Source organism: Brevundimonas sp. (genome assembly GCF_029945885.1).
Classification (GTDB): Bacteria; Pseudomonadota; Alphaproteobacteria; order Caulobacterales; family Caulobacteraceae; genus Brevundimonas.
Genome location: NZ_JAQSDK010000037.1, coordinates 224,718 through 250,382 on the forward strand (window position 1 = coordinate 224,718; position 25,665 = coordinate 250,382).

The following is a 25,665-nucleotide window of genomic DNA, read 5'->3' on the forward strand; positions in this document are numbered from 1 at the left end:
CCGCATCCATCGGATCAAAGCCGGAGGGTGACCCGCCGGCGCACATTCGTCTAGCTGCGAGGGCCCATCAGATCGCGGAAGCGGTCGAACAGATACAGGCTGTCGGTCGGGCCCGGCGAGGCCTCGGGGTGGTGCTGCACGCTGAACACCGGCCGGTCCTTAAGGGCAATGCCGCAGTTGGTGCCATCGAACAGGCTGACGTGGGTCTCGACCACCGCGTCCGGCAGGCTGTCGCGATCGACGGTGAAGCCGTGGTTCATTGACACGATCTCGACCTTGCCCGTGGTCAGGTCCTTGACCGGGTGATTGGCTCCGTGGTGGCCCTGGTCCATCTTGATGGTCCTGGCCCCCAGGGCCAGGGCCAGCATCTGGTGGCCGAGACAGATACCGAACACCGGCTTGCCGCTGTCGACCAGCTTCCGAATCTCGGGCACAGCATAGACGCCGGTCGCGGCCGGATCGCCCGGACCGTTCGACAGGACAATGCCGTCGGGATTACGCGCCAGAATCTCTTCGGCCGAAGTCGTGGCCGGGACCACGGTGATCTTCGCCCCGGTCGAGGCCAGGGCCCGCAGGATGTTGCGCTTGACCCCATAGTCGATGACCACCACCGACTTGCCGGCAGCGTCGACGCGGGGATAGCCCTCGGGCCAGTCCCACAGGCCCTCGTCCCAGTCGAACGACTGCAGGGTCGAGGCGTCCTTGGCCAGGTCGAGACCGACAAGACCCGTCCAGGCCTTCGCCTCGGCCACCAGGGCCTCGAGATCGAAATTGCCTTCCGGATCATGGGCGATCACCGCATGGGGGGCACCGCCGTCGCGGATGCGCGCGGTCAGAGCCCGGGTGTCGACGCCCGACAGCCCGACCACACCGCGCCGCTTCATCCAGCCGTCGAGGTCCGCGTCGGCGCGCCAGTTGGCCGGATCCGTCGGCAGGTCGCGGAAGACCGCACCGCGGGCCGCGGTTTCCGAACTGCCGCCGATCTGCTCGACATCCTCGAGGTTCACCCCGGTATTGCCGACGTGGGGGAAGGTGAAGGCCAGGATCTGACTCATGTAGGACGGATCGGTCAGGATCTCCTGATAGCCGGTCATCGCGGTGTTGAAGACCACCTCGCCCAGGGCCGTGCCGGTCGCGCCGACGCCGATCCCCTGCAGGACCGTGCCATCGGCGAGGACGAGGACGCCGGTAGCGCCTGGAAGAATCTGGGTCATGGCGTGTTCCTTACACCGAATCCGGGCGGGCAAACGGCGGCGTGACTAAAGATGCCGGGCGGCGCGGTCAACGTCCGACTTCAGCCCCGCCCGGTTCCGCCGGCCTCAGGCATCGGATCCCGCCGGTTCCGGCGGACCCGAAGCCAGGCCAGGCTGGTCAGGGCGAAGAAGGCCAGGGTCGGCAGGATATAGCCCGGAGCCGCCGCCGCGACCGCGGCCACGCTGAAGGCCAGACCCAGGATGGCCACCACACGGTCGCGCGGGCGACCCGCGAGGCGAAACAGGGCCACGGCGCAGACGCCGTAGATGGCGAGGCTGAGCACCGAGGTCAGGCCGACCAGGGCCCCGAACTGTCCGCCCAGGGTCGGCTGGTTCGAGATCACCGCCACCACCGACATGACCGCCCCGCCCAGCAGCGGATTGGCGATGGGCGTCCGGTCCCCGTGGCCGAAGCCGGACGGCAGGAACCCCTGTTTGGCGGCGGCCCGCGCCGTCTCGCCCCCCAGCATGACCCAGCCGCTGAGCGTGCCCATGGCCTTGATCACCATGGCGACCGCCGCCACCCCGCCGATCGAGGCCCCGAACACCCGGGCGATCAGATCGGCATAGGGGCTGGATGACTGGGCCAGGACTCCGGCCGGAATAACCCCGAACACCGCCACCGAGGCGGCGATATAGACCCCCGCGGCCAGCAGAACGCCGGCGATGGTCGCCCGGCCCACGTCGCGTACCGGGTCCTTGACCCGCGCCGACAGGGCGGCGGCGCTCTCAATGCCGATGAAGGCCCAGAAAATGATGGCCAGAGAGGCCGGAACGCTGCGGGCCAGGGGCGCGCCCGACGGGCTCCAAGAGTTGGCGAAGGTGGCCGGGTCAAAGGCGATGGCTCCCGCCACCACGGCGACAACGATCGGGGCCAGACCAATGATCAGGGCCAGGGCGGCGAAGCGGGCGGCCGTGCGCGCGCCGATGATATAGGCCACTGTCGTCAGCCAGATCAGGGCCAGATTGCTGAAGACTGCCCCGACCGGGGTCGCCAGCACCGGAAAGAAATAGCCGAGGTAGCCGGTCGCGGCGACGGCGATGGCGACATTGCCGACCAGGCAGGCCGTCCAAAAGGCCAGGGCCGTCTGGAAGGCGAAAAACCGGCCCAGGCCACGCTCGGCGAAACCGGACAGACCGTCGGCGTCCGGCTGCAGCCGGCCAAGGGCCGCGAAGACCATGGCCAGGACCAAGGCACCCGCCGCCGCTACGACCCAGCCGACGATGCTGGAGCTGCCGGTCGGGGCCAGGGTGGCGGGCAGCAGATACAGGCCCGAGCCGATCATATTGCCGGCCACCACCAGGGCAGCCAGGCCCCAGCCCAGCTGGCGGGCGGATACGGTCGGGGTCGGGGTCGTCATGGATGCACCTTCTCCAGCCGTGCCTGAAACCAGACCACCGCCGCCTCATGCCGCGGACTCAGCCCGCCGCGATCATAGCGGCCTGCCTGCAGATTGCACGGCACCCCCACGCCGGAGGCCGCCCTGCCGTGGAGGAAGCGCCTCCGGATCAGCCGATCCTTGAACCCGGGGGCCAGCCCAGCTTGCGTTGAGCATGCACGCCTTCCCGGCGGTGCGCTCGTCAGGGCGTTGGATGCAGCGCCGCGATCCGGTCCTGGAACCACCCGACGGCGCGCTCGTGTTGTCCGCTTAGCACGCCCCGATCGTATTGCCCCGCCGAGAGATTGGCCTGCACCGCCTCGCAGATGGCGGCGTCCTCGGCCGTCAGGCGATCCGAGGCCGCCAGGATCTCGGTCAGGGCCTCGGGTCCATTGTCGCCGAGAAACAGATAGTCGAGCCGGACCCGACCCGGCCCGGTCGGGGTGATCCGCTCGATCATGGCACTGTCGCGATAGACGTTGATTCCGAGATTGGGCCACAGCCAGCCCCAGACCCCCGCCTGTGGCCCGTCGTTGACGCCAACGGCCTGCTGCACCACCAGATCACCGTCGATGCTGATGCGGTAGTCGGCCCGCGGGCCCAGTTCCTCGGCCAGCAGGGGATGGACGGCGTCGATGTGATAGCCTTCGAGATAGTTCTCGGCATAGACCTTCCAGTCACAGGCGAGGTCGTGGGTCCGCCGCAACAGGGGCGGGCTGATGTCGAGCCCTCGAGCCGTCAGCAACCGCTCCAGCGGGGCGACGAACTCCGCCAGGGGGGCGGCCTCCGGGTCCAGAACCACGAAGACCAGTCCACGCCAGATCTCCAGCCGCAGGGCGAACAGTCCGAAGTCCCGGGGATCAAAGCCTTCGGCGGTGCCGAAACCCGTGGCCGCCCGCAGCCGCCCGTCCAGCGCATAGCGCCAGCCATGATAGCCGCAGACCAGTTCACCGTCGCAATGCCCGCGTGTGCCCGAGACCAGCGGTCCGGCCCGATGGCGACAGACATTGTGGAACGCCCTCAGGACCCCATCCCTGCCCCGAACCGCCAGCAGCCGATAGCCGGCAACGTCACCGGCGATCCAGTCGCCGGGGGCCGCCGCCTCGGCCTCGTGGCCGATGAACAGCCAGGCACGCCCGAACACCTCCTTGCGCTCGCGCGCCCAGGCGTCCGGATCACCATAGAAATGGGCAGGAAGGGTTGTCTTCATACCCCACAAGGCCCGCCCGAACCGGCCGCGTCAACGGGTCAGACGGTCCGGGCAGTCATCTGGGCAAAGACGGCATGGGTCGCTCCGACGGCGACCGCCGCCCGGGCCCATTCGGGTCGAAGATTCAGCAGCAGCAGGCGCGGCGCGGCTTCCCGGGCCATGGTGATCAGGGCCTCGGCCGCCGCCCAGGAGCGACTGCTGTCATGGTCAACGCCGGCGAAATCGATCGCCAGACAGCCGGCCCGGGCCTCGGCCAGGCGGCGGGCCAGATCGATATCCGGGGCCATATGCAGGACGACGCCCAGCCTCTGGGTCTCGAAATGGGCGATGGTCTCGGCCAGGGCTTCCGGCGCGGCCGTCTCGGGTCCGCCCATCACCTCGATCAGCAGGGTTCCGCGTCGCCCGTCGAACGGGAGGCCGGCATAGGCCAGGGCAAACCGCCCCTGGGTGGTGGCCACCGTGCGCCAGAAGGCGGGCAGGACAACGGTCTCGTCGATCGTCGGATGCAGCAGTTCCAGTCCGTGGCCCATGGTCTGCAGGTCGATCCGCTTCAGATCGGCCGCCTCCAGGGTCCGGTTGCCCATGGCCACCAGCGCCGCCTCGCCGCCGCGGTGACGCACGATGCGTCTGAGCCGGCGGCCGACCGGCGCGAACTGTTCCAGATCATAGACCGGCTGCACCGCCAGGGTGACCGACAGTTCGCGTCGCGCCTGGGTGACGAAGGGAAAGGTCAGGCTCTCGCAGGCGGAGCCATAGGCATGACGGGCGGGCAGCCCCTTGGCCGATTGGGACGCGTCGAACAAAACCTTGGCCGGTTCTCTCGGTCCGGCCCCCGAGGAATAGGCCATGACGACCTCCTGTGTTGGGACCACGCAATACTACCTATGGACGATGCGCGCCATTTACCAAGAGATCACCAACAGACACGGTCAATGCGACTTTACCATCAGCAAAAGCCCGCCACTACGGCCCCTCACCAAGCTTCCCGCCGCCAGAACGCCCGATGCCGGAGATTGTAATGGTTAAGCTTGTCGCCGCACGCCGCTCAGCGACGACCGGCAAGAATACCGGTCAGGAGGCGGTGGATTCCGGGACCCGGCCGGCGCTCGTGGCCGCCCCGGACGGGGCCGTCGAAGAGAGGGCCTTGCGACGGCGACGGTCCTCAATGGATCGGCTGCCGCGGGTCTCGGCCATGCTCGCCAGCGGCGCGTTCTCCTCACCGACCGGGGTAATCGCAACATCGCATAGGCGTAGCGGTCCGGGTCCTTCAGACCTTCTGGGCGAAACGCCGGAGCCGCCAGTAGGTCCAGCCGATGCCCGTCACCGCGCGCATCTGGTGCCCGGCGTATCGGGCGTAGAAGATGAGAGGGTTTTCCAGCGACAGTCCCGACCGGCGCTGACGGCGGCTCTTGATGCGGAAAAGCCCCCCTCCAGCCTGGCCACGCCCTCAAGCAGCACCATCTCGCGATAGCCGGTCAGCAGTTTGGCCTTGGTCATTCGCTTGTTCGAGCCCAGCGCCACCTGGCTCCGGTTCAAATGCGCGAAATACCGGACCGTCCCCGTCCCGACCCTGGCCCGACAGTTCCCCCTTCGCAAAACGCCGCGCGCCGGGGGGGGGCACCGGGCGTCACCGTTCACGGCACGATCCGCGCGCCGTCCCAGGCAAAGACACCGCCACTGTCGGCCGGCGCAAGGTCTGCGATCACCCGCAACAGGCAGTCGGCGGACTCGTCCGGCGTGAACAATTTGTCCGGTGCCACCCCACCCTGGAACGGCGCGCTGAGAGCCGTGTCGACCGTGCCCGGATGCAGGCCGGCGACGACGGCCAACGGATGGCTGCGCCCCAGCTCGATCGCCAGGTTGCGCAGGATCATGTTCAGGGCGGCCTTCGACGCTCGGTAGCTGTGCCAGCCGCCCAGCCGGTTGTCCCCGATCGAGCCGACCCGGGCCGACAGGGCCGCAAAGACCGCCCGGCGGTCCTTCGGCAGCAAGGGCAGGAAATGCCTGGCGACCAGCGCCGGGCCGATCGCATTGATACGGTAGTCCCGCATCAGATGATCCGGCTCCAGCGATCGCCAGCTGCGTTCGGGCGCATGGCCGTGATGCAGCACCCCCGTGGCCACAAAGACCAGGGTCGGGGCCGGGCCGGCCCGCACCAACGCCGCCGCCCGCGCGATGGAGTCCTCATCTTCCAGATCCAGACCGGCCGCGCCCGCGCCGGTGCGGCTGAATCCGTGAACGACCTCGAATCGTCCCGACTCGCGAAGCCGGGACGCCACAGCGCCGCCGACCCCGCCGGACACACCGACCACCACTGCCGATTCACCGGTCATTGCGTTCTCCCCGAGCGTGACCTGACGATACACCGGTGCGGGCCCGCCGGTGGCGATCCCGATGCGGCTGATTGACCCTGACCCCGGTTTCCGGTCAGGGACGGCCAGCAAAGGATCCGCGTGATGACCATAACCACGGTCGGCCTCGATGCCGACGACACCCTCTGGCACAACGAGACCATCTTCCGCCTGACCCAGGCGCGGTTTCTCGACCTGCTGACCGACCACGACAATGACGCGATCGCCGCGCGTCTGGCCGAGGTCGAGCGCCGCAACCTGCGGCTCTACGGCTACGGGGTGAAGGGCTTCACCCTGTCGATGATCGAGACGGCGATGGAGCTGTGCGACGGCGATCCGCCGCCGCGCGCCCTGCGTGAAATCCTGGCCGCCGGACGCGAGATGCTGGCCCATCCGGTCGAGACCCTGCCCGGGGTGGCCGAGACCCTGGCCGGCCTGGCCGAGCGCTACCGGCTGGTGCTGATCACCAAGGGCGACCTGATGGACCAGGAGCGCAAGCTGGCCGCCTCGGGCCTGGGCGAACTGTTCAGCGGGGTCGAGATCGTCTCGGAAAAGGATCGCCTCACCTATGATCGCGCCTTCACCCGCCACGGCACCGGGGCGGGCCAGGCGGTGATGGCCGGCAATTCGATGAAGTCCGACGTCCTGCCGGCGCTCGAGGCCGGAGCCTTCGCCGTGCATATTCCGTATCACGTCACCTGGGCCCACGAGTTGGCCGACGCGCCCGAGAACCATCCGCGCTTCGCCCTGCTGGACACCATCGCCGCTCTTCCGGCGTGGATCGATGCGCGCACGGACCGATAAGCGCTTGTCGCGCGGCGACCACGTCTCTAAACGGACCGCTTAACCGACAACCAGTACGCCAACGGCGCGCGCCGCGCGCCGTCGGACGTCCGCGCGCGAGGATCCGAGGCCCTGTCCGACGCCCTGACCAGCCACGAAGACCGGGATGCGATGATCCGCGCCTCGCTCGCGTCGCATGGGGATTCGGGCGTCACGCCGCGGCATACGCTGTTCTATTTCTATGGCGAGGGTGACCACGACGACCTGAACGAGGTGGCGCGACGCGCCGGCTTCCTGACCCGGGGCGAGGACGACTGCACCATTCTCGAGACCACGATGGCGGTGGACGAGGCCTCGTTCGCGCCCGTTTCCTCCATGATGCAATCCTGGGCCGCGGCCTTCCAGCTGGACTATGACGGCTGGGAGTGCGCGGTCGTGACGAACTGAAGACCCAAGAAGAAGAGCCTCAGGCCCATGCCCAAACGTACAGACTTGAAATCCATACTGATTATCGGCGCGGGGCCGATCGTGATCGGGCAGGCGTGCGAGTTCGATTATTCGGGGGTTCAGGCCTGCAAGGCGCTGAAGGCGGAGGGATACCGGGTCATTCTGGTCAATTCGAACCCCGCCACCATCATGACCGACCCGGAGGTGGCCGACGCTACCTATATCGAGCCGATCACCCCGGAGTTCGTCGAGCGGATCATCGCGAAAGAGCGGCCCGACGCCCTGCTGCCGACCATGGGCGGCCAGACGGCGCTGAACACCGCCCTGGCGCTGGACGCCTCGGGCGCGCTGAAAAAATGGGGCGTCGAGATGATCGGCGCGAAAGCCGATGTCATCGACAAGGCCGAGGATCGGCAGAAATTCCGCAATGCCATGGACAAGCTGGGGCTGGAATCGCCCCGCTCCAAGGCCATCCACACCATCGCCGAGGCGGATGACGCCCTGGCCTTCGTCGGCCTGCCGGCCATCGTCCGCCCCAGCTTCACCCTGGCCGGAACCGGTGGCGGCATCGCCTACAATATCGAGGAATATTACGAGATCGTAGCCCACGGCCTCGACCTGTCGCCGACCACCGAGGTGCTGGTCGAGGAGTCGGTGCTGGGCTGGAAGGAGTACGAGATGGAGGTGGTCCGCGACACGGCGGACAACTGCATCATCATCTGCTCGATCGAGAATATCGATCCGATGGGGGTCCACACCGGCGACTCCATCACCGTCGCCCCCGCCCTGACGCTGACCGACAAGGAATATCAGCGGATGCGCACGGGCTCGATCAATGTGCTGCGCGAGATCGGCGTCGAGACCGGCGGTTCGAACGTGCAGTGGGCCATCAACCCGGCCGACGGCCGGATGGTGGTGATCGAGATGAATCCGCGCGTGTCGCGGTCATCCGCCCTGGCCTCCAAGGCCACCGGCTTCCCGATCGCCAAGGTCGCCGCCCGCCTGGCCGTCGGCTACACCCTGGATGAGCTGACCAACGACATCACCAAGGTGACGCCGGCCTCGTTCGAGCCGTCGATCGACTATGTCGTGACCAAGATCCCGCGCTTCGCCTTCGAGAAATACCCGGGGGCCGAGGCGACCCTGTCGACCTCGATGAAGTCGGTCGGCGAGGTCATGGCCATCGGCCGGACCTTCCAGGAGTCGATGCAGAAAGCCCTGCGCGGGCTCGAGACCGGGCTGACCGGTTTCAACGAGATCGAGATCGACGGCGTCGTCGGGGCCGAGGACGACGCGGGGGCCCGCGCCGCCGTGGTCCGGGCCCTGGGCCAGCCGACGCCGGACCGGATCCTGGTCATCGCCCAGGCCTTCCGCCACGGCCTGTCGGTCGAGGAGATCCACGCCGCCTGTTCGTATGAGCCGTGGTTCCTGAGGCAGATCGCCGACATCGTGCGCACCGAGGGCCACGTCCGCGTCCAGGGCCTGCCGACGGTCGACACCGACTTCCGTCGCCTGAAGGCCAAGGGCTTCTCCGACGCCCGCCTGGCCCAGCTGACCGGCACGACCGAGGCCTGGGTCCGCAAGGCCCGTCGCGGCCTCAACGTCCGCCCCGTGTTCAAGCGGATCGACACCTGCGCCGCCGAGTTCGCCTCGGCCACCGCCTACATGTATTCGACCTATGAGACCGGGGCCCTGGGCCAGGTGCCGCAGTGCGAATCCGCGCCAACCGACAGAAAAAAGGCGATTATTCTGGGTGGCGGGCCGAACCGGATCGGGCAGGGCATCGAGTTCGATTACTGCTGCTGCCACGCGGCCTTTGCCTTCGCCGACATCGGCGTCGAAAGCATCATGGTCAACTGCAATCCCGAGACCGTCTCGACCGACTATGACACCTCGGACCGGCTGTATTTCGAGCCGCTGACGGCCGAGGATGTGCTGGAGCTGATCGACGTCGAGCGGTCCAACGGCACCCTGCTCGGGGTGGTCGTGCAGTTCGGTGGCCAGACCCCGCTGAAACTGGCCCATGCATTGCAGGCGGACGGGGTGCCGATCCTGGGCACCAGTGTCGACTCCATCGACCTGGCCGAGGACCGCGAGCGCTTCCAGAAGATGCTCAACGACATCGGCCTGATGCAGCCGCCCAACGGCCTGGCCCGCAGCGCCGAGGAGGCCGCGCAGAAGGCCGATGAGGTCGGCTATCCGGTCGTGCTGCGCCCCTCCTATGTGCTGGGCGGGCGCGGCATGGTCATCGTCCATGACCGCGAACAGCTGGACCGTTATGTCGGTGAGGCCATGCGGGTCTCGGGCGACGATCCGGTGCTGATCGACCACTATCTGAACCGCGCCACCGAGGTCGATGTCGACGCCCTGTGTGATGACGAGACCGTCTTCGTCGCCGGGGTGCTGGAACATATCGAGGAGGCCGGGGTCCATTCCGGCGACAGCGCCTGTTCGATGCCGCCCTTCTCCCTGACCCCGGCCATCATCGCCGAGCTGAAGCGCCAGACCGAGGCCATGGCCCGGGCCCTGAAGGTGCGCGGTCTGATGAATGTGCAGTTCGCCATCGAGGAGCCGCACAGCGCCGAACCCCGCATCTTCGTGCTGGAGGTCAATCCGCGCGCCAGCCGCACCGTGCCCTTCGTGGCCAAGACCATCGGCCATCCGGTCGCCGCCATCGCCGCCAAGGTCATGGCCGGCGTGCCGCTGAAATCCTTCGGCCTGACCGACCGGCCCTATGACCATATCGCGGTCAAGGAGGCCGTCTTCCCGTTCGCCCGTTTCGCCGGGGTCGACACCATCCTGGGCCCGGAGATGCGCTCGACCGGCGAGGTCATGGGTCTGGACTGGAAGCGCGACGGCGAGGCCGACATGGCCCCCGCCTTCGCCCGCGCCTTCGCCAAGTCGCAGATCGGCGGCGGCACCACATTGCCCACCTCCGGCTGCGCCTTCGTCTCGGTCAAGGACGCCGACAAACCCTTCATCATCGAGGCGGTCAAGACCCTGATCGCCGAGGGTTTTTCCATCCTCGCCACCGGCGGCACCCATACCTATCTGGTCGAGCAGGGGCTGGAGGTCGGGCACGTCAAGAAGGTGCTGGAAGGCCGCCCCCATATCGTCGATGCGATGAAGAACGGCGAGGTCCAGCTGGTGTTCAACACCACCGAGGGCAAACAGTCGTTGCAGGACAGCTTCAGCCTGCGCCGCACCGCCCTGATGATGAAGATCCCCTATTACACCACGGCCGCGGGGGCGCTGGCGGCCGCCCAGGCCATCGGGGCGATCAAGGCCGGCGAGCTGGATGTGCGGCCGATCCAGGACTATGCGCACTGAGCCACCGGGACCGGTCAGTTCGTGACCATTTCGACCAGTCGCATGGGGCGGGATCCGGACAGTCCGGCCCGTCCGGTCAGGGACATCCCCCTACAAACCGGGACAATTCTGTCGTGGTTGTGGCCGGACAACAGGGACGGAACCGAGACAAAACCGGGACAAACCGGCCAGACCTGACCGGGACAACCGGGACAACCGGGACAGCGGGACGGCGGACCGGTCGGCGGCCGGGGGCGCGGCCTGCGCCCGTTCCTGACGCAGACAGGGTGCATCCTGCCGGCATGGACCACCACCGTCTGCGCAAATATCGCGGCCCGGAGACCTGGGCCCGGGTCAGGGCCGCCTATGTGGCGGGCGAGTCGGCCCCGTCGGTGGCGCGGCGTTTCGACGTCGGCCTGTCCAATCTGCGGCGACGGGCGATGGCCGAGGGCTGGACCCGCAACCGGATCGCGGAGACCCTGGACCTGAAGCCGGTGCGCGGCGCGGCCGACGATCCGGGCCCGGGGCTGGCCCCCCTGCCCGTCTCGACCTCGCCCGCCGACGCGGAGGACCCGCCGTGGATCGATCCGGATATGGCGGTGACGCGCGCCGTCCGCCGCGCCGCCTGGCTGGTCAGCGCGGGCCGGGCGGCCGAGGCCCGGGCCCTGATCCAGGCGGCGGACGCCCTGATCCGGCTGGACGGACAGCGCCGGGGCTGAGGCCGGCGGGCCGCCAAAGCCTTCGCTCGCGTCTCGTGGGCCTGCCTCTCTCCGGTTTCCGGCATCCGGACGGCGACCGGCCGCTGGCGGCGGACGGATGGGGAGCCTTGCCCGGGCTTTTGCGCTAGGAACGCCGCCCCACCGCCAGGAGATTCGTGCATGACCCCTGCGATCGCGCCCACGGTCGGCATCGATTTCGGCACCACCAACACCGTCGTGGCCATCGCCGGTCCGGACGGCGAGGCGGCGGTCCTGCGTTTCGAGGCCCCGGCGGGCGAGGTGACGGCGTTTCGGTCGACGCTGAGCTTCCAGATCCGCCAGGCGACCGCCGGCCAGGAGCCCGAACGGCTCGTCGAGGCGGGGCCGTGGGCGATCGACGCCTATGTCGAGGACGCGCTGGAGACCCGGTTCGTCCAGTCGTTCAAAACCTTCGCCGCCAGCGCCGCCTTCACCGACACGGTGATCGACAACCGGCGCTACCGGTTCGAGGACCTGCTGGGGGCCTTTCTGCTGCGGCTGCGGGACCACGGCGGCGACGGGATGGCTGACCTGCCGGCGCGGGTGATCGTCGGCCGGCCGGTGACCTTCGCCGGCGGCCGGCCGGACGAGGCCCTGGCCCTGGCCCGCTATGAGGCCGCGTTCGCCCGGCTGGGCTTCACCGACATCCGCTATGCCTATGAGCCGATCGGGGCGGCCTTCTTCTTCGCCCGGACCCTGCAGACCGATGCGACCGTTCTGGTCGCCGACTTCGGCGGCGGGACCAGCGACTTCTCCATTGTCCGCTTCGAACGCGCGGCCGGGGGCCTGCGGTCGACGGCCCTGGCCCGGTCCGGCGTGGGGGTGGCGGGCGACGCCTTCGACTACCGGATCATCGACCAGCTGGTATCGCCGGAACTGGGCAAGGGCGGGGAATACCGCACCTTCGGCAAGACGCTGCCGATCCCGCAGCGCTACTATGCCGCCTTCGCGCGGTGGGATCAGCTGGCGCTGCTGAGAGCGTCGAAGGACATGCGCGACATCCGCGCCCTGGCCCGCACGGCGACCGAGCCCGAAAAGCTGGACCGGTTGATCGAGATCCTCGACGACAACCACGGCTATGCGCTGTACCGGGCCGTTTCGGCGCTGAAGATGGATCTGTCGCGGCACACGGAGGCGACCTTTTCCTTCGTCGCCGGATCGATCCGGATCGAGGCCCCTGTCAGCCGGTCCATGTTTGAGGGCTGGATCGCGCCCGAGCTGGCGGCCATCGAGGCCGCCGTCGACCAGGCGATCGCCCGGTCCGGGCTGGCGGCCGGGCAGATCGACCGGATCTTCCTGACCGGCGGCACCTCCTTCGTTCCGGCGGTGCGGGACATCTTCCATCGCCGCTTCGGCCCGGACCGGATCGAGACCGGCGGCGAGTTCGAATCCATCGCCTCGGGCCTGGCCCTGATCGGGCGGGAGCCGGATCTGGATGTGTGGAGCGCGCCGCGGGCGGCGGCGGGCTGAGCCCCGGCCCGGACTTCCCGCCCCGCCGGTTTCGCGCCAGGGTGGGGTCTGATTGTCGAAGGAAGCGGCACCCATGACCGGACTGTCCATCAGCGCGGGCGTCGTGCACGCCCTGCCCGGGGACCTGCGGGCGCGCCTCGTTGCCGACCCGGCGGCGCGGGCGGCCTGGGAGGACATCACCCCGCTGGCGCGCAATGAATGGATCTGTTGGATCGAGTCGGTGAAACGACCCGAGACCCGCCGTCAGCATGTCGAGCGGGCGGGTTCCGACCTCAAGGCCGGCCAGCGCCGCCCCTGCTGCTGGCCCGGCTGTCCGCATCGCGAGAAGGGGGCGGGATCGCGGGGGGCGTGAGGGTGTCCGGGTCGTCACGGACTGGCAGCGGGAAGAGTCATCCTCCTTCGGACCGCGCGATTGTGCCGTTGTCATCCCGGACACCGCGCAGCGGTGATCCGGGACGCAGGACCGAAAGACATTGATCCTCCCGGAAGCGGCGTCAGCCGCTGTCCGGGAGACAGGTCAGGATCCCGCCTGGCGGCACCCGTCTCCCGGATAATCGCGCCGCGATTTCCGGGAGGTCTGGTTCTGTGGGAGCGCGCCGTCCCGGATCGCCGCATTCGCGGCGTCCGGGATGACAAGGGGTCCGGCCTTTGTCGAATGTGGATTGAACCTGGCCTGATCCGCATTGGGGCTTTGCAGGCGTCCGCTCTTCGCCTTCAGGCGACTGGCTGCTTTCGACTCTTAGGCGACCTTGAAGCCCGCGTTGGATGGCACGTCGTCCCCACGAGGTTCGAGCGGGAATATGCGGATGAAGTCGCTTCTGACCCCAGCCAGATCGACCGGCGGCATGGGGGTGAAGGCCACTATGGGAGTGTATCTCGATCCGTCGTGATCCACGGCTAACTCATCCAGCAATCGAGCATAGGCGAGGGAGTAAGCCAACGTCGCGGGACTGTTTCGGTTCTGCACTCCCTTTGCTTGACCGACGATAGCCGCGAGAGAAGCCCGCAACAGTTCCGGCTGTCCGGTCCAGTAAGCTAAGGTAGCCAGAAGCAGATTTGCACGAAGAGGCGCGTCCGTGCTGGGGGCCGGGAGATTTCTCAGCCTATAGACCTTCATCAGCGGCGGGATGGCCTTGTCGTGCTCCCGCGCCTCGTAATGCCTCACGGCGGTAAGCCATGCGGCGGTGTTTCGCGCGGCTTTCAACAGCCTAAGGAACATGACTGATCTCACCCCTGACGGCCAATCCACCCGGGTGGATTAGCAGATCAGAGACCGATCAGCAGAGTCCGCTTCCCACCCTTGGCAGGCACCGGCACCGTCCGGACTGCGCCGGTGCGCCGGTGTCCTCCTAGCCCCCGCGCAGCGGCGATCCGCAACCACAACGGCTGAGGCCAGGGTCCGCGTCCTGTACCTTGCGGACGTTCCTCGTTAGGTCGTCTACGATTGCCGGAGGAGAAACGCGCATGTCCATAGACGTCATCCGGGCCGACTACACCGACCCCCGCCATGCAACGGCAATCATAGACCTGCTGGACGCCTATGCGCGCGATCCGATGGGCGGAAATCATCCGTTGAGCGCAGCCGTGCGGGAAGGCCTGGTCCCGGCCCTGGCGGCGCGATCGGACGCCGTGTCGATCCTGGCCTTCGTCGACGGCGTGCCTGCCGGACTGGTCAATATGTTCGAGGGGTTTTCGACCTTCAAATGCAAGCCGTTGATGAACATCCACGACGTCACCGTGCTTGCGGACTTCCGGGGTCTGGGACTGGCCCGGCGGATGCTGGCCATGGCAGAAGCCATCGCGATTGAGCGGGGCTGCTGCAAGCTGACCCTCGAGGTGCTGGACGGCAATCATACGGCAAAAGCCCTCTACCATTCGCTCGGATTCGCCGGCTACGCGCTGGACCCGGCGACGGGACAGGCCGTGTTCTGGGAGAAGCCTGTCCAGGCCTGAACCTTCGTATCGACCGCCTTCAGCGGCGGCTCACGGTCTGCTTTCCTCGCCCACCATCCCCGCGATCGCCGCCGCCGCCCGCGTCTGATCGTCCGCGTCCAGCGTGGTCAGGGCCACCGCGCCCAGGGCGGTGCGGTCGCGGCGGTCGCTGGTGCGGGCATAGGCGGGGTCGTAGTGAGCCTCCATCAGCCGGGCCGCCAGGGGCTCGATCTCGCCGCGCGTGGCCATGGCCCGCCACTCGGTGATGGTCGCCTTCGCGTGATGGCGCGGCAGGCGGCTCAAGGCCCGGTCAAGACGGTCCGGGTCGGCGGCGATCTCGATATAGGTCTCGACGATATGGCGGGCGCGGGCCGCCAGCGGGGCCGACAGGGTGATGACCCGGGCCGTGCCCATGGACGCCCACAGGCCGGGCGGCACGGTGCGTTCGCCGACGCGGCTGCTTTCGGCCTCGACCACGACAGGCCGGGTCGGGTCCAGCCGCTGGATCGCGTCGAACAGCCGGCTCTCGAACGCCTTTTGCGACGGCTGGCCGCCCGGCATGGCCCCGAACAGCGAGCCGCGATGATTGGCCAGGCCCTCGAGGTCCAGGGTCTGGATGCCGTGAGCCGACAGCCGTTTCAGGATCTCGGTCTTGCCGCAGCCGGTCGGGCCGTCGATCAGCACGATGCGCAGGGTCGGGGGCGCGTCATACAGGCCCGCCACCACCTGTCGCCGCCAGGTCTGGTAGCCGCCCTCCAGCATGGTCACCGGCCAGCCGACCTGGTCCATCACCGTGACCATGGCCCCGGAGCGCTGACCGCCGCGCCAGCAATAGACCAGGGGCTGGAAACTGCCGTCGCGGTCGGCCAGCGCGCCTTCCAGATGGTCGGCGATATTGCGGGCGACCATGGCCGCGCCGGCACGACGGGCGAGGAATTTGGAGGTCTGGATATAGGTGGTGCCGACCATGGCGCGCTGGGCGTCGTCCAGCACCGGCAGGTTGATGGCCCCGGGGATGTGGTCCTCGGCGAACTCGGCCGGGCTGCGCACATCGATGATGGCGTCGAAGGCCTCACGCGCGGCCGGGCCCAGATCGGTGGTGCGCCGGATCATTCAGCCGATGACCCGGACCACGGCCGGGCCCGCGACCACCCGGCCGACCACCGCGGCGCGTTCGAAACCGTCGGCCCGCAGCAGATCCAGCACCGCCCCGGCCCGGTCCGCGGCCACGGCGATCAGCAGACCGCCGCTGGTCTGGGGGTCGGTCAGCAGGTCACGCCGCCAGGCGTCAAAGCCTTCCGGCAGGACCACGCCCTCGCCGTAGCTGGCCCAGTTGCGGCCCGAGGCCCCGGTGCGCATGCCGTCGCGGGCCAGGGTCTCGACCCCGTCCAGCAGCGGGGCGGCGGCGGCCTCGATCTCGACCGTCAGGTTTGCGCCGCGCGCCATCTCCAGCCCGTGACCCAGCAGGCCGAAGCCGGTGACGTCGGTGACCGCGTGGACCCCGGCCATGCCGGCCAGTTTCGCGCCGGGGGTGTTCAGCCGGGTGGTCGAACCGATCAGGGCGGCATAGCCGGCGTCGCTCAACACTTCCTGTTTGAAGGCGGCGCTGAGGATGCCGACGCCCAGTCCCTTGGTCAGGATCAGCACGTCGCCGGCCCGGGCCCCGCGATTGGTCAGGACCTGATCCGGATGCACCAGTCCCAGGGCGACGAGGCCGTAGATCGGCTCGACACTGTCGATCGAGTGACCACCGGCCACGGGGATTCCGGCCGCGGCGCAGACACTGGCCCCGCCGGCGAGAATTTTGCCGATGGTCCCGGTCGACAGGGTGGCCACCGGCATCCCCACCAGGGCCAGGGCGAAGATCGGCGTCGCCCCCATGGCATAGACGTCGGACAGGGCATTGGTCGCGGCGATCCGGCCGAAGTCGAACGGGTCGTCGACCACCGGCATGAAGAAGTCCGTGGTCGCGACCAGGGCCTGCTGATCGTTCAGCCGCCACACCGCCGCATCGTCGCTGGTCTCGGTCCCGACCATCAGATTGGCGAACACCGCCGCCTGGGGCATGCCCGCCAGAATGTCGCGCAGCACGGCCGGGGCCAGTTTGCAGCCGCAGCCGCCGCCATGGGCCAGGGAGGTCAGTCGGGGTTCGGGGGTGCTCATGGACGCAGCCATAGCCGACCCGGGCCCGGGGCCAAAGTCCGGGGGCGTTTGACCGCCGCCCGGCGATGGGCAACGGTGGCCGGATAATTCACTGGCGGGGGCTGAACCATGCGATTGCGGACCACTCTGGCGGCGGCGAGCGCCGTGCTTGCCCTGGCCACCGGACTGCCGGCCGCGGCCCAGGACAGTGAACTGAAGGCGGCGGTGCAGCAGGACTATACCGCCAACCTCGCCGCCCTGTTCGACGACTTTCACCGCCACCCGGAGCTGTCGGGGCTGGAAGTCCGCACCGCCGGCATCATGGCGGCCCAGCTGACCGCCCTCGGCTATGACGTCACGACGGGCGTCGGCGGCACCGGCGTGGTCGCGGTGCTGCGCAACGGCGAGGGTCCCACGGTGATGATCCGCGCCGACATGGACGGCCTGCCGCTGCAGGAGGCGACCGGCCTGGCCAATGCCTCGACCGTGCGTCAGGTCGACAGCGACGGGGTCGAGAAGCCGGTCATGCACGCCTGCGGCCACGATGTGCATATCACCGCCCTGATCGGTACCGCCCGCCAGCTGATGACCCGGCGTGGCGACTGGTCCGGCACCCTGGTGCTGGTGGCCCAGCCGGCCGAGGAGCGGATCTTCGGGGCCCGGGCCATGGTCGAGGACGGCCTCTACACCCGCTTTCCCAAGCCGGACTATGCCCTGGCCTTCCACGTGTCGGCCGGCGTGCCCGCGGGGCGGATCTCGGTGCCCCTGGCCATCCATTCCTCCAGCTCGGACAGTGTCGACATCGCCGTCCACGGCGTCGGCACCCACGGGGCCTATCCGCATCTGGGCGTCGACCCGGTGCTGGTCGCCTCGACCATCGTCGTCAATCTGCAGTCGCTGCGCAGCCGCACCGTCAACCCGCTGGAAGGGGCGGTGGTCAGCGTCGGCGCCATCCACGGCGGCATCAAGCACAACATCATCTCCGACCGGGTCGACCTGCAGCTGACCGTCCGGGCCGACAGCCCCGAGGTGCGCACCCTGCTGCTGGACGGTATCGACCGCGTCGCCCGTGGCACCGCCATCGCCCTGGGCGTGCCCGAGGACCGGATGCCGACCGTGGTGCGCTCGACCGTCGAGACCACGCCGCCGACCCTGAATGACACCCCGACCGCGACCCGGGTCCGCGCCGCCATCGCCGGGGCCATGGGCGAGGCCCGGATGATCGACGAGCCGCGCGGCGGCATGGGGGCCGAGGATTTCGCCTATTTCGTCACGCCCGAAAGCGGGGTGAAGGGGGTCTATTTCGATGTCGGCGGCACACCCGTGTCGGACCTGGCCACCGCCGCCGGCCACCATTCGCCCCTGTTCCGGATCGCGCCCGAACCCTCGGTCACCGCCGGGGTCGAGGCCATGGTGGTGGCGGCCGAGAGCCTGATGCCGAAAACCTGAAGACGCTTGCCGGACGTCGCGTCACCCGCCCATGGTGGCGCGACAGTCCGGAGCGCCACCATGATCATCGTCCATCACCTGAACGACTCCCGCTCGCAGCGGGTGCTGTGGCTGCTCGAGGAGCTGGGCCTCCCGTATGAGGTGAAACGCTATCAGCGCGACCCGAAGACCAGCCTGGCTCCGGCGGCGCTGAAGGCCATCCACCCACTGGGCAAGTCGCCGGTGATCGAGGACGGTGACATTCGCGTGGCCGAGACCGGGGCCATCATCGACTACCTGCTGGAGGCCCACGGCAACGGGCGGCTGAAACCGGCCGCCGGTACGGAGGCGGCGCGGCAATTCACCTACTGGCTGCACTATGCCGAGGGCTCGGCCATGACGCCCCTGCTGATGAAACTGGTGTTCAGCCAGCTGCCGAAACGCTCGCCCCTGCTGATCCGTGGGATCGTCAAGGCCGTCGCCGGCAAGGTGCAGCAGACCTTCATCGATCCGCAGGTCGCCACCCACATAAGCTACTGGGAAGATGAACTGGGCCGGACCGGCTGGTTCGCCGGGGATGCGTTCAGCGCCGCCGACATCATGATGAGCTTCCCGCTGGAAGCCGCCGGCAGCCGGGTGCCCTTCGGCGCGGACAGGCCGCGCATCAAGGCCTTCCTCGAGCGGATTCACGCCCGCCCCGCCTGGCAGAGGGCGCTCGAGCGCGGGGGTCCCTACAGCTACGGCTGAGCCAACACCGGTCTGCAACCGGTCGCGGGGACCCGCGTTAGTCCGGCATGCGCCTTCAAACCCCCCATGTCGTCGCCGGACTGATTGCCGCAGTCGCCTTCTGCCTGGCCTTCATCTCCGCCGGTCTGGTAATCCTGTCGGCGGTCTTCATGGGCGTGGGCCTGATCGCCATCGCCTGGCTGGCCTGGAGCCTGATCCGTCAGGTCCGTTCAGATTCAGGTAACCAGGTGACTTGAGTCTTGGGCAGCGGCGCCCTACCCTCTTTGGCCGGTCGCTAGCGCCCAGCGACTATCTGTGCCGAACAAGTCTCTCAGTCGGGCGAAGCAAGAAACTCACGACACTATGGAAAAAGTGCCTATGACGGGCGAGGGCTACCGTGTCCTCGACGATCAACTCCGACAATTGAAGTCGGTCGAACGGCCGAGCGTCATCGCGGCGATTTCCGAGGCGCGCGCGCACGGCGACCTGTCCGAAAACGCTGAATACCATGCCGCCAAGGAGCGGCAGGGCTGGATCGAGGGGCAGATCGCCGACATCGAGGACAAGATCAGCCGCGCCCAGGTGATCGACGTGTCCAAGCTTTCCGGATCCACGGTCAAATTCGGTGCCACGGTCACCGTGGTCGACGAGGACACCGAGGAAGAGGGGCGCTACCAGATCGTCGGCGAACACGAGGCCGATGTGAAGGAGGGGCGGATTTCCGTCTCCTCGCCGATCGCCCGCGCCATGATCTCGAAAGAGGTCGGCGACGTGGTCGAGGTCAACACCCCCGGCGGCGTCAAGGCCTACGAAATCCTCAAGGTCGAGTGGAAATAGGTTACCCTGACCGACCGCTCGCGGTCTGGGTCGTCTCCGACGGCCGGGCCGGTATCGAGAATCAGGCGCTGGGACTGGCCGAGGCCGTCCAGCGCCTGACTCCGGCTGAAATCACCATAAAACACGTCCACTGGCGGCCCCGGGCCGACAAATTGCCGGTCTTCCTCAAGTCCCCGGCCCTGCTGGACCCGTCGTCCGACGCGGTCGTGCCGGGCCCCGGCGAGGCCTGGCCCGATCTATGGATCGCCACCGGCCGCGCCACCCTGCCCCTGTCCCTGGCCGCCCGCCGCCGTTCCGGCGGCCGCACCTTCGTGGTCCAGACCCAGGATCCGCGCCTGTCCCCATCGCGCTTCGACATGGTCGTGGCCCCGGCCCATGACGAGCTGGCGGGAGACAATGTGTTCCGCATCACCGGCTCGCCCCACCGTGTCACCCCGGCGCGGATCGCCGCCGCCGCCGCTGCCATGGCCGACCGGATCGCCCCCCTGCCCCGTCCGCGCGTCGCCGTCCTGATCGGTGGTCGCTCTGCGGCCTTCGACCTGACCGAGGCCCACGCCGCCGACCTGGCGGACCGGATCGCCCGCGCCGTGCGGACCGCCGGCGGGTCGCTGCTGCTGACCTTCTCGCGCCGCACCCCGGCTGCGGCCCGGGCCGTGATGATCGACCGGCTCGGCAAATTGCCCGGCCTGATCTGGGACGAGCGCGGTCCCAATCCCTATTTCGCCTTCCTCGGGGCGGCCGATCATGTGCTGGTCACCGAGGACAGCGCCAACATGGCGGCCGAGGCCGCTGCGACCGGACGACCGGTCCATGTCCTGCCGATGCTGGCGCGCAAGCCGGGGGGCAAATTCGCCCGTCTGCATGCCGATCTGGAAGACCGGGGCGCGACCCGCCCGTTTACGGCTGACCTGCCGGTCTGGACCTATCCGCCGCTCGCAGAGACCGATCTGGCCGCCCGCGCCGTGCTCGAGGCCATGGCTGCGCGCTGACCCCCGGCTCGCCTGAACCGGGAGGACGCTGTCCTATTCGGGTCCAGCCCGTGTAGCATGGGCCGACGTCCGCGACCGGGCGACGACGGAGATATCCATGCTCGGCCTCGTGACCGCCCTGTCCCTCGCCCTGGTGGCGACGCCCGATCCCACCACCCCGTCCGCGATTCAGCCGACCCCGGCGGTGCAGAGCGACACCCAGATCCTGGCCTCGATCCGCGAGACCGTCGCCGGTACCGAGACCGGCAGTGTTCTGGCGGTGCTGGCCACCGGCTTTCCCGAGGACTATGCGGCGTTCGAGCAGCGGATGCTGGCCCGCGCCCGCACCGGGACGCTGGATGCCGCGGCCATGGACAGTATGGCGGCCGAGTTCGCCTCGATGATGATGACCCGTCACCTGAGCCGCGTGGTCGAGGCCCGGACCGAGGATCTGGTCGCCCTGTCGTCCGTCCGTCTGGAGATGATGAAGGCCCTGCAACAGGGCCATGCCGCGGCCTGCCACGAGTTCGTCGAGGCCGGCCTGTCGCCGGACCGGATCGCCGAACTCGGCCTTGGTGCCAGCCAAGGTCTCGAGACCTTGTCGCGGGCGGTCATCGCCCTCATCGCCCAGCCGCCCCGCGGCGTGACCCATTCCGAACCCCCGATCGCGGCCTGGGAAACGATCGGCCGCCGCTATGCGGAACTGGGCGGAAATTCCGCCTGGGTCGCGGCCCTGTTCGGGGATCGCAACTATGCGGGCCAGAGCCATGGCGAACGCTGCGCCAGCGCCGTTCTCTGGGAGACCGCCGTCAGCGAGGCCGCCCCCGAGGTCCGCGCCTATTACATCAGCGCCCTCTATGTCGCGCCGCCGGCCGAACCCGCCGCCGTCACGCCCTAGCCCGGGGCGCACCGTCGCGCGGGGCCGGGGGCCGCGCCCGTCATGGCCGGTGATCCGTCAGTCGCGGCCACGACGGCGGTCGAGGCGGTCCAGCAGCAGGCCGGCGACGATTCCGCCGGCCGTGCCGACGGCCAGGCCGATGATCAGCTGGCCCAGCATGAGGCCGAGTCCGGCCCCGACGGCCAGGCCGAGCGCCAGACCGATTCCGATGAAACTGCGTCCGTCCACGACGATCTCCCGTGCTTTGCGACTTCGGTGCCATCCTAGCATCGCGTCCGGGGGAATCAGCGCCTAAATAGAGGGTATGAACACTCCCCGCACCGTCCGCGTCGCCATCATCGGTTCCGGCCCCGCCGGCTGGACCGCCGCCATCTATGCCGCCCGCGCCATGCTGAACCCGGTGATCATCGCCGGTCTCCAGCCCGGCGGCCAGCTGACCATCACCACCGAGGTCGAGAACTATCCCGGTTTCGCCGAGGTCATCCAGGGCCCGTGGCTGATGGAGCAGATGCGCGGCCAGGCCGAACACGTCGGCACCGAGGTGATCGAGGACATAGTGGTCTCGGCCGACCTGTCGGCGCGGCCGTTCCGGCTCAAGCTGGATTCCGGTGCCGAGCTGCTGGCCGAAACCGTGATCATCTCGACCGGGGCCCAGGCCAAATGGCTGGGCCTGGAGAGCGAGAAGACCTATCAGGGCTTCGGCGTATCGGCCTGCGCCACCTGCGACGGCTTCTTCTATCGCGGCAAGGACGTCATCGTCGTCGGCGGCGGCAATACCGCGGTCGAGGAGGCGCTGTTCCTGACCAATTTCGCCGCCAAGGTGACCGTGGTCCACCGCAAGAATGAGTTCCGCGCCGAACGCATCCTGCAGGAACGGCTGTTCGCCAACCCCAAGGTCGAGGTGATCTGGGATCATCAGGTCGACGAGATTCTCGGCGTCACGGCCGACGGCGGCAGCAATGTCACCGGGGTGCGGCTGGAAAACGCGAAGACGGGCGAAATGCGCGAGGTTCCGGCCGACGGGGTCTTCATCGCCATCGGGCACGCGCCGTCTTCGGAACTGTTCGCGGGCCAGCTTGAAACCAAGGCCGGCGGCTATCTGGTGGTCAAGCCGGGCACCACGGCCACGGCGATCGAGGGCGTCTGGGCCGCCGGCGACGTCACCGACGACGTCTATCGTCAGGCAGTCACGGCGGCGGGCATGGGCTGTATGGCGGCGCTGGAGGCCGTTCGCTTCCTCGCCGAGGAAGATCACAAGGCAGCCCATCATCCGATCAGCCACCATGAGGCGGAAAAGATCGGCGTCTGGTGACGCCACACGCCCGGGTGCGGATTGTCGCCTAGACGAACAGGCGCAGTTCGGGCGGGGCGTATTCGATGGGCCGTCCGGCGCGACGACCCAGGACATAGTCGACCGCCGTCTGCACCGCGCGTTCGTCACTGGGTTTCGACAACACCCCGACCGTGCCGGCCACGCCGTCACGCACCATGCCCGGGTTGGCCGTCATGAACAGGACGGTGACCCCGTGATCCTGACCCAGTTCCCGGCCGAGGGCGACGCCGGTCGGCCCGTCGGACAGGTGAATATCGACCAGGGCCAGGTCGATATCGGTCTCGGCCGCCAGGGCCCGCGCCGACTTCGCGTCCGCCGCCGTGCCGACAACCTCATGGCCGAGGTCCTCCAGCACGAAGCGGAGTTCCATCGCCACCAGGGCTTCGTCCTCGATGATCAGGATGCGGGCGGCCATGGCGTTGGGGTCAAAACTCCAGTGGGTTCAAAATATTGTCTGCTTACACAACGCCGACAGGCGTGCGGGGTTTCGCCCTATGTCGTCGCTGCGACATTCTGTGCCGCGCGGCGGCGGGACAGGGCGGTCGCGGGCAGGTCCACGGTCAGGCGCAAACCGTCCGGCGTCCAGTCCCGTTCCAGCCTGCCGCCCAGCTGCCCCTCGACCGACAGGGTGGCCAGGGACGAGCCGAAACCGGTGCGCTCGGGCGCGCCCGCGACCGGCGGCCCGCCGTGTTCGGCCCAGGTCAGGGTGAACCGGTCGCCCTCGGCGCGGGTGACGAGGTCGACATGGCCGCCCTCCAGCGACAGGGCCCCGTATTTGGCGGCATTGGTCGCCAGCTCGTGGAACAGCAGGGCCACCGAGGTCGCCGCCTGGTCGTCGAAGGTCGCGTCATCGCCCGAGATCCGGATGCGGGCCGCGCCGGTGCCGTCGGCATAGGCCTGGAACAGGGACTGCAGGAAGGCGTGCAGGGTCATCGTCCCGACCGTCGGGCGCGAGACATCGGTGTGGGGGCGCACGAACTCATGGGCGCGGGCCAGGGCGTTGATGCGCGTCCGCAGCGAGGCGGCAAACACCTTGGCCTCGGGGAATTGGCGCGCCGAAAGCGCCACCAGGGCCGAGACCACGGCGAAGATGTTCTTGATGCGGTGGCTCAGTTCCTGGCTCAGCAGTTCCCTGGCCTGGTCCATCCGCTTCAGCTCGTCGATGTCGGTGCAGGTGCCGAACCAGCGCACGATATCGCCGGACTCGTCCCGGATCGGCATGGCCCGTCCCAGGGTCCAGCGATAGGCCCCGTCGTGCCGTCGCAGCCGGTACTCAATCTCATACGGCTCGCCGCTCTCCAGCGACTGCTGCCAGCGCCCCAGGGCCCGGTCCTGGTCGTCGGGATGGAACATGCCGTTCCAGGACTCGCCGTCGGTGGACCCCGGCTCCATGCCGGTGAACTCGTACCAGCGGGCATTATAATAGTCGTGGAAGCCGTCCGACCGGGTCGCCCACACCATCTGCGGCAGGGAGTCGGCGATGGCCCGGAACCGGGCCTCGCTGGCGGCCAGGGCGGTGACCGCATCCGCCAGTTCAGCCTCGCGGGCCTTGCGATCGGTGATGTCGACCACCACCCCGGACAGGCGGTTGGGTGTGCCGTCATGGTCTCGATAGACCTGGCCGCGCACCAGCAACCAGCGCAACGGCCGTCCGGGCACGACCAGACGGTATTCGCTGACATAGAGGTCGCCGCTTTCAAGGACGGCACGGACTTCGGCCTGGTTCCGCTCGGCATCGTCAGGGTGCACGGCACCGACAAACAGACTCCTCGGTGCCCCCGCCAGGCCGACCATCGGGTCGACACCGTACATTTCGGAAAACCGCTCGTCGGCCACCACCCGGTCCGTGACCACGTCCCAGTCCCAGGCCCCGACATATTCGGAGGCCGCCAGCGCGCGGCGCGTCGTCTGCTCACTCTCGTCGCGCGCCTTCAGGGCCCGGCGCAGTTCCAGCAGGCTCATCGCCTGCCGCGACAGCACGGCCAGCGCCTGGGTCTGAAACGCCGTCAGCCCCTCGGGCCGCGGCCGGGTATCGAGCACGCACAGACTGCCCAGCGGCAGCCCCTCGGCATTGACCAGCGGGGCCCCGGCATAGAACCGGACATGGGGCGGACCGGTGACCAGGGCATTGTCACGGAATTGCGGGTCGGTCGTGGTGTCAGGGATGACCATGACCCGGTCGCCGAGCATGGCATGGGCGCAGAAGGAGACATCCCGCCCGGTCTGGGCCGTTTCCAGCCCGACGCGGGCCTTGAACCACTGCCGGTCTTCGGCGACCAGGCTGACCAGGGCGGTGGGAGCGTCGCAAATCCTGGCCGCCAGGGTCGCGAGATCATCGAACTCGGCCTCGGCCGCGGTGTCGAGAACATCATAGCTCCGCAACGCCGCCATGCGCTGGGTCTCGGTCCAGGACCTGCTGATTGTGACCTTGTCTGTCGACACCGGGCGTCCTTGCAGAGGCG

Annotated in this window: 26 protein-coding genes; 14 read left to right on the forward strand and 12 right to left on the reverse strand. The window is 68.7% G+C overall.

What is annotated here, in order from left to right; genetic code table 11:
* Nucleotides 1–50 precede the first annotated feature (50 nt).
* The 6 genes from carA to PSV00_RS14075 form a co-directional block, all read right to left on the reverse strand.
* Nucleotides 51–1,214, reverse strand: a complete 1,164-nt coding sequence (gene carA / locus PSV00_RS14050; protein WP_300448379.1) for a glutamine-hydrolyzing carbamoyl-phosphate synthase small subunit — start codon at nt 1,212–1,214, stop codon at nt 51–53.
* 80 nt (nt 1,215–1,294) lie between these two features.
* Nucleotides 1,295–2,614, reverse strand: coding sequence for an amino acid permease (locus PSV00_RS14055; protein ID WP_300448382.1), 1,320 nt, complete (start codon nt 2,612–2,614; stop codon nt 1,295–1,297).
* Between the two features lie 220 nt (nt 2,615–2,834).
* A complete protein-coding gene (locus PSV00_RS14060) occupies nt 2,835–3,842 on the reverse strand; it encodes an aromatic ring-hydroxylating dioxygenase subunit alpha (RefSeq protein WP_300448385.1) in 1,008 nt (335 codons plus the stop codon).
* Nucleotides 3,843–3,880: 38 nt separating this feature from the next.
* Nucleotides 3,881–4,690 carry a hypothetical protein gene (locus PSV00_RS14065; protein WP_300448388.1) on the reverse strand — a complete coding sequence of 270 codons (810 nt, stop codon included), beginning with the start codon at nt 4,688–4,690 and terminating at the stop codon, nt 3,881–3,883.
* A 472-nt stretch (nt 4,691–5,162) separates the two neighbouring features.
* Nucleotides 5,163–5,339 carry a hypothetical protein gene (locus tag PSV00_RS14070; RefSeq protein WP_300448390.1) on the reverse strand — a complete coding sequence of 59 codons (177 nt, stop codon included), beginning with the start codon at nt 5,337–5,339 and terminating at the stop codon, nt 5,163–5,165.
* 137 nt (nt 5,340–5,476) lie between these two features.
* Nucleotides 5,477–6,175 carry an SDR family NAD(P)-dependent oxidoreductase gene (locus PSV00_RS14075; RefSeq protein ID WP_300448393.1) on the reverse strand — a complete coding sequence of 233 codons (699 nt, stop codon included), beginning with the start codon at nt 6,173–6,175 and terminating at the stop codon, nt 5,477–5,479.
* Between the two features lie 123 nt (nt 6,176–6,298).
* Here PSV00_RS14075 and PSV00_RS14080 point away from each other — a divergent pair, with 123 nt between their 5' ends.
* From PSV00_RS14080 to PSV00_RS14105, 6 genes are all read left to right on the forward strand, one after another.
* Nucleotides 6,299–6,997, forward strand: coding sequence for an HAD family hydrolase (locus tag PSV00_RS14080; RefSeq protein WP_300448396.1), 699 nt, complete (start codon nt 6,299–6,301; stop codon nt 6,995–6,997).
* A gap of 150 nt (nt 6,998–7,147) precedes the next feature.
* Nucleotides 7,148–7,423: a ribonuclease E inhibitor RraB gene (locus tag PSV00_RS14085; RefSeq protein WP_300448398.1), complete on the forward strand. Its 276-nt coding sequence runs from the start codon at nt 7,148–7,150 to the stop codon at nt 7,421–7,423.
* A gap of 27 nt (nt 7,424–7,450) precedes the next feature.
* On the forward strand, nt 7,451–10,753 hold the full coding sequence (gene carB / locus PSV00_RS14090) for a carbamoyl-phosphate synthase large subunit (RefSeq protein WP_300448401.1): 3,303 nt from the start codon (nt 7,451–7,453) through the stop codon (nt 10,751–10,753).
* Nucleotides 10,754–11,034: 281 nt separating this feature from the next.
* Nucleotides 11,035–11,451, forward strand: coding sequence for a hypothetical protein (locus PSV00_RS14095; RefSeq protein WP_300448404.1), 417 nt, complete (start codon nt 11,035–11,037; stop codon nt 11,449–11,451).
* Nucleotides 11,452–11,610: 159 nt separating this feature from the next.
* Nucleotides 11,611–12,939 carry an Hsp70 family protein gene (locus PSV00_RS14100; protein ID WP_300448407.1) on the forward strand — a complete coding sequence of 443 codons (1,329 nt, stop codon included), beginning with the start codon at nt 11,611–11,613 and terminating at the stop codon, nt 12,937–12,939.
* A gap of 73 nt (nt 12,940–13,012) precedes the next feature.
* Nucleotides 13,013–13,291, forward strand: coding sequence for a YdeI/OmpD-associated family protein (locus PSV00_RS14105; protein WP_300448410.1), 279 nt, complete (start codon nt 13,013–13,015; stop codon nt 13,289–13,291).
* Between the two features lie 387 nt (nt 13,292–13,678).
* On the opposite strand, the gene PSV00_RS14110 is transcribed toward PSV00_RS14105, so the two are convergent.
* Nucleotides 13,679–14,158 carry a hypothetical protein gene (locus PSV00_RS14110; RefSeq protein WP_300448413.1) on the reverse strand — a complete coding sequence of 160 codons (480 nt, stop codon included), beginning with the start codon at nt 14,156–14,158 and terminating at the stop codon, nt 13,679–13,681.
* A gap of 245 nt (nt 14,159–14,403) precedes the next feature.
* Between PSV00_RS14110 and PSV00_RS14115 the strand changes: the two genes are divergently transcribed.
* Entirely contained in the window at nt 14,404–14,892 is a 489-nt protein-coding gene (locus PSV00_RS14115; RefSeq protein WP_300448416.1) for a GNAT family N-acetyltransferase, read from the forward strand.
* A gap of 30 nt (nt 14,893–14,922) precedes the next feature.
* Here the strand turns inward: PSV00_RS14115 and mnmH are convergent, their stop codons facing one another.
* Nucleotides 14,923–15,984 carry a tRNA 2-selenouridine(34) synthase MnmH gene (gene mnmH / locus PSV00_RS14120; RefSeq protein ID WP_300448419.1) on the reverse strand — a complete coding sequence of 354 codons (1,062 nt, stop codon included), beginning with the start codon at nt 15,982–15,984 and terminating at the stop codon, nt 14,923–14,925.
* Entirely contained in the window at nt 15,985–17,034 is a 1,050-nt protein-coding gene (gene selD, locus PSV00_RS14125) for a selenide, water dikinase SelD (protein ID WP_300448421.1), read from the reverse strand.
* A gap of 108 nt (nt 17,035–17,142) precedes the next feature.
* Between selD and PSV00_RS14130 the strand changes: the two genes are divergently transcribed.
* From PSV00_RS14130 to PSV00_RS14155, 6 genes are all read left to right on the forward strand, one after another.
* Nucleotides 17,143–18,462 carry an amidohydrolase gene (locus tag PSV00_RS14130; protein ID WP_300448423.1) on the forward strand — a complete coding sequence of 440 codons (1,320 nt, stop codon included), beginning with the start codon at nt 17,143–17,145 and terminating at the stop codon, nt 18,460–18,462.
* 60 nt (nt 18,463–18,522) lie between these two features.
* A complete protein-coding gene (locus tag PSV00_RS14135) occupies nt 18,523–19,188 on the forward strand; it encodes a glutathione S-transferase (protein ID WP_300448425.1) in 666 nt (221 codons plus the stop codon).
* Between the two features lie 47 nt (nt 19,189–19,235).
* A complete protein-coding gene (locus tag PSV00_RS14140; RefSeq protein ID WP_300448427.1) occupies nt 19,236–19,424 on the forward strand; it encodes a hypothetical protein in 189 nt (62 codons plus the stop codon).
* Between the two features lie 106 nt (nt 19,425–19,530).
* Nucleotides 19,531–20,004: a transcription elongation factor GreA gene (gene greA / locus PSV00_RS14145; RefSeq protein WP_300448429.1), complete on the forward strand. Its 474-nt coding sequence runs from the start codon at nt 19,531–19,533 to the stop codon at nt 20,002–20,004.
* On the forward strand, nt 19,995–20,993 hold the full coding sequence (locus PSV00_RS14150) for a mitochondrial fission ELM1 family protein (protein WP_300448431.1): 999 nt from the start codon (nt 19,995–19,997) through the stop codon (nt 20,991–20,993). Before greA ends, PSV00_RS14150 begins: the two co-directional genes overlap by 10 nt.
* A 97-nt stretch (nt 20,994–21,090) precedes the next feature.
* The gene (locus tag PSV00_RS14155; protein ID WP_300448433.1) at nt 21,091–21,870 is read left to right on the forward strand and encodes a hypothetical protein; all 780 of its coding nucleotides are present in this window, start codon (nt 21,091–21,093) and stop codon (nt 21,868–21,870) included.
* Between the two features lie 57 nt (nt 21,871–21,927).
* Here PSV00_RS14155 and PSV00_RS14160 read toward each other — a convergent pair whose 3' ends face one another.
* Complete coding sequence (locus PSV00_RS14160) at nt 21,928–22,098, reverse strand: hypothetical protein (RefSeq protein ID WP_300448435.1); 171 nt, start codon at nt 22,096–22,098, stop codon at nt 21,928–21,930.
* Between the two features lie 76 nt (nt 22,099–22,174).
* Between PSV00_RS14160 and trxB the strand changes: the two genes are divergently transcribed.
* The gene (gene trxB / locus PSV00_RS14165; protein ID WP_300448438.1) at nt 22,175–23,182 is read left to right on the forward strand and encodes a thioredoxin-disulfide reductase; all 1,008 of its coding nucleotides are present in this window, start codon (nt 22,175–22,177) and stop codon (nt 23,180–23,182) included.
* Between the two features lie 28 nt (nt 23,183–23,210).
* Here the strand turns inward: trxB and PSV00_RS14170 are convergent, their stop codons facing one another.
* Together PSV00_RS14170 and PSV00_RS14175 are read right to left on the reverse strand one after the other, a co-directional pair.
* Nucleotides 23,211–23,618 carry a response regulator gene (locus PSV00_RS14170; protein ID WP_300448440.1) on the reverse strand — a complete coding sequence of 136 codons (408 nt, stop codon included), beginning with the start codon at nt 23,616–23,618 and terminating at the stop codon, nt 23,211–23,213.
* A gap of 77 nt (nt 23,619–23,695) precedes the next feature.
* A complete protein-coding gene (locus PSV00_RS14175; RefSeq protein WP_300448442.1) occupies nt 23,696–25,645 on the reverse strand; it encodes a PAS domain-containing protein in 1,950 nt (649 codons plus the stop codon).
* Nucleotides 25,646–25,665 lie beyond the last annotated feature (20 nt).

Coding starts and splice junctions, on each gene's coding strand:
- carA (WP_300448379.1), bottom strand. CDS start 1,214: ATGACCCAGATTCTTCCAGGCGCTACCGGCGTCCTCGTCCTCGCCGAT.
- PSV00_RS14055 (WP_300448382.1), bottom strand. CDS start 2,614: ATGACGACCCCGACCCCGACCGTATCCGCCCGCCAGCTGGGCTGGGGC.
- PSV00_RS14060 (WP_300448385.1), bottom strand. CDS start 3,842: ATGAAGACAACCCTTCCTGCCCATTTCTATGGTGATCCGGACGCCTGG.
- PSV00_RS14065 (WP_300448388.1), bottom strand. CDS start 4,690: ATGGCCTATTCCTCGGGGGCCGGACCGAGAGAACCGGCCAAGGTTTTG.
- PSV00_RS14070 (WP_300448390.1), bottom strand. CDS start 5,339: ATGACCAAGGCCAAACTGCTGACCGGCTATCGCGAGATGGTGCTGCTT.
- PSV00_RS14075 (WP_300448393.1), bottom strand. CDS start 6,175: ATGACCGGTGAATCGGCAGTGGTGGTCGGTGTGTCCGGCGGGGTCGGC.
- PSV00_RS14080 (WP_300448396.1), top strand. CDS start 6,299: ATGACCATAACCACGGTCGGCCTCGATGCCGACGACACCCTCTGGCAC.
- PSV00_RS14085 (WP_300448398.1), top strand. CDS start 7,148: ATGATCCGCGCCTCGCTCGCGTCGCATGGGGATTCGGGCGTCACGCCG.
- carB (WP_300448401.1), top strand. CDS start 7,451: ATGCCCAAACGTACAGACTTGAAATCCATACTGATTATCGGCGCGGGG.
- PSV00_RS14095 (WP_300448404.1), top strand. CDS start 11,035: ATGGACCACCACCGTCTGCGCAAATATCGCGGCCCGGAGACCTGGGCC.
- PSV00_RS14100 (WP_300448407.1), top strand. CDS start 11,611: ATGACCCCTGCGATCGCGCCCACGGTCGGCATCGATTTCGGCACCACC.
- PSV00_RS14105 (WP_300448410.1), top strand. CDS start 13,013: ATGACCGGACTGTCCATCAGCGCGGGCGTCGTGCACGCCCTGCCCGGG.
- PSV00_RS14110 (WP_300448413.1), bottom strand. CDS start 14,158: ATGTTCCTTAGGCTGTTGAAAGCCGCGCGAAACACCGCCGCATGGCTT.
- PSV00_RS14115 (WP_300448416.1), top strand. CDS start 14,404: ATGTCCATAGACGTCATCCGGGCCGACTACACCGACCCCCGCCATGCA.
- mnmH (WP_300448419.1), bottom strand. CDS start 15,984: ATGATCCGGCGCACCACCGATCTGGGCCCGGCCGCGCGTGAGGCCTTC.
- selD (WP_300448421.1), bottom strand. CDS start 17,034: ATGAGCACCCCCGAACCCCGACTGACCTCCCTGGCCCATGGCGGCGGC.
- PSV00_RS14130 (WP_300448423.1), top strand. CDS start 17,143: ATGCGATTGCGGACCACTCTGGCGGCGGCGAGCGCCGTGCTTGCCCTG.
- PSV00_RS14135 (WP_300448425.1), top strand. CDS start 18,523: ATGATCATCGTCCATCACCTGAACGACTCCCGCTCGCAGCGGGTGCTG.
- PSV00_RS14140 (WP_300448427.1), top strand. CDS start 19,236: ATGCGCCTTCAAACCCCCCATGTCGTCGCCGGACTGATTGCCGCAGTC.
- greA (WP_300448429.1), top strand. CDS start 19,531: ATGGAAAAAGTGCCTATGACGGGCGAGGGCTACCGTGTCCTCGACGAT.
- PSV00_RS14155 (WP_300448433.1), top strand. CDS start 21,091: ATGCTCGGCCTCGTGACCGCCCTGTCCCTCGCCCTGGTGGCGACGCCC.
- trxB (WP_300448438.1), top strand. CDS start 22,175: ATGAACACTCCCCGCACCGTCCGCGTCGCCATCATCGGTTCCGGCCCC.
- PSV00_RS14170 (WP_300448440.1), bottom strand. CDS start 23,618: ATGGCCGCCCGCATCCTGATCATCGAGGACGAAGCCCTGGTGGCGATG.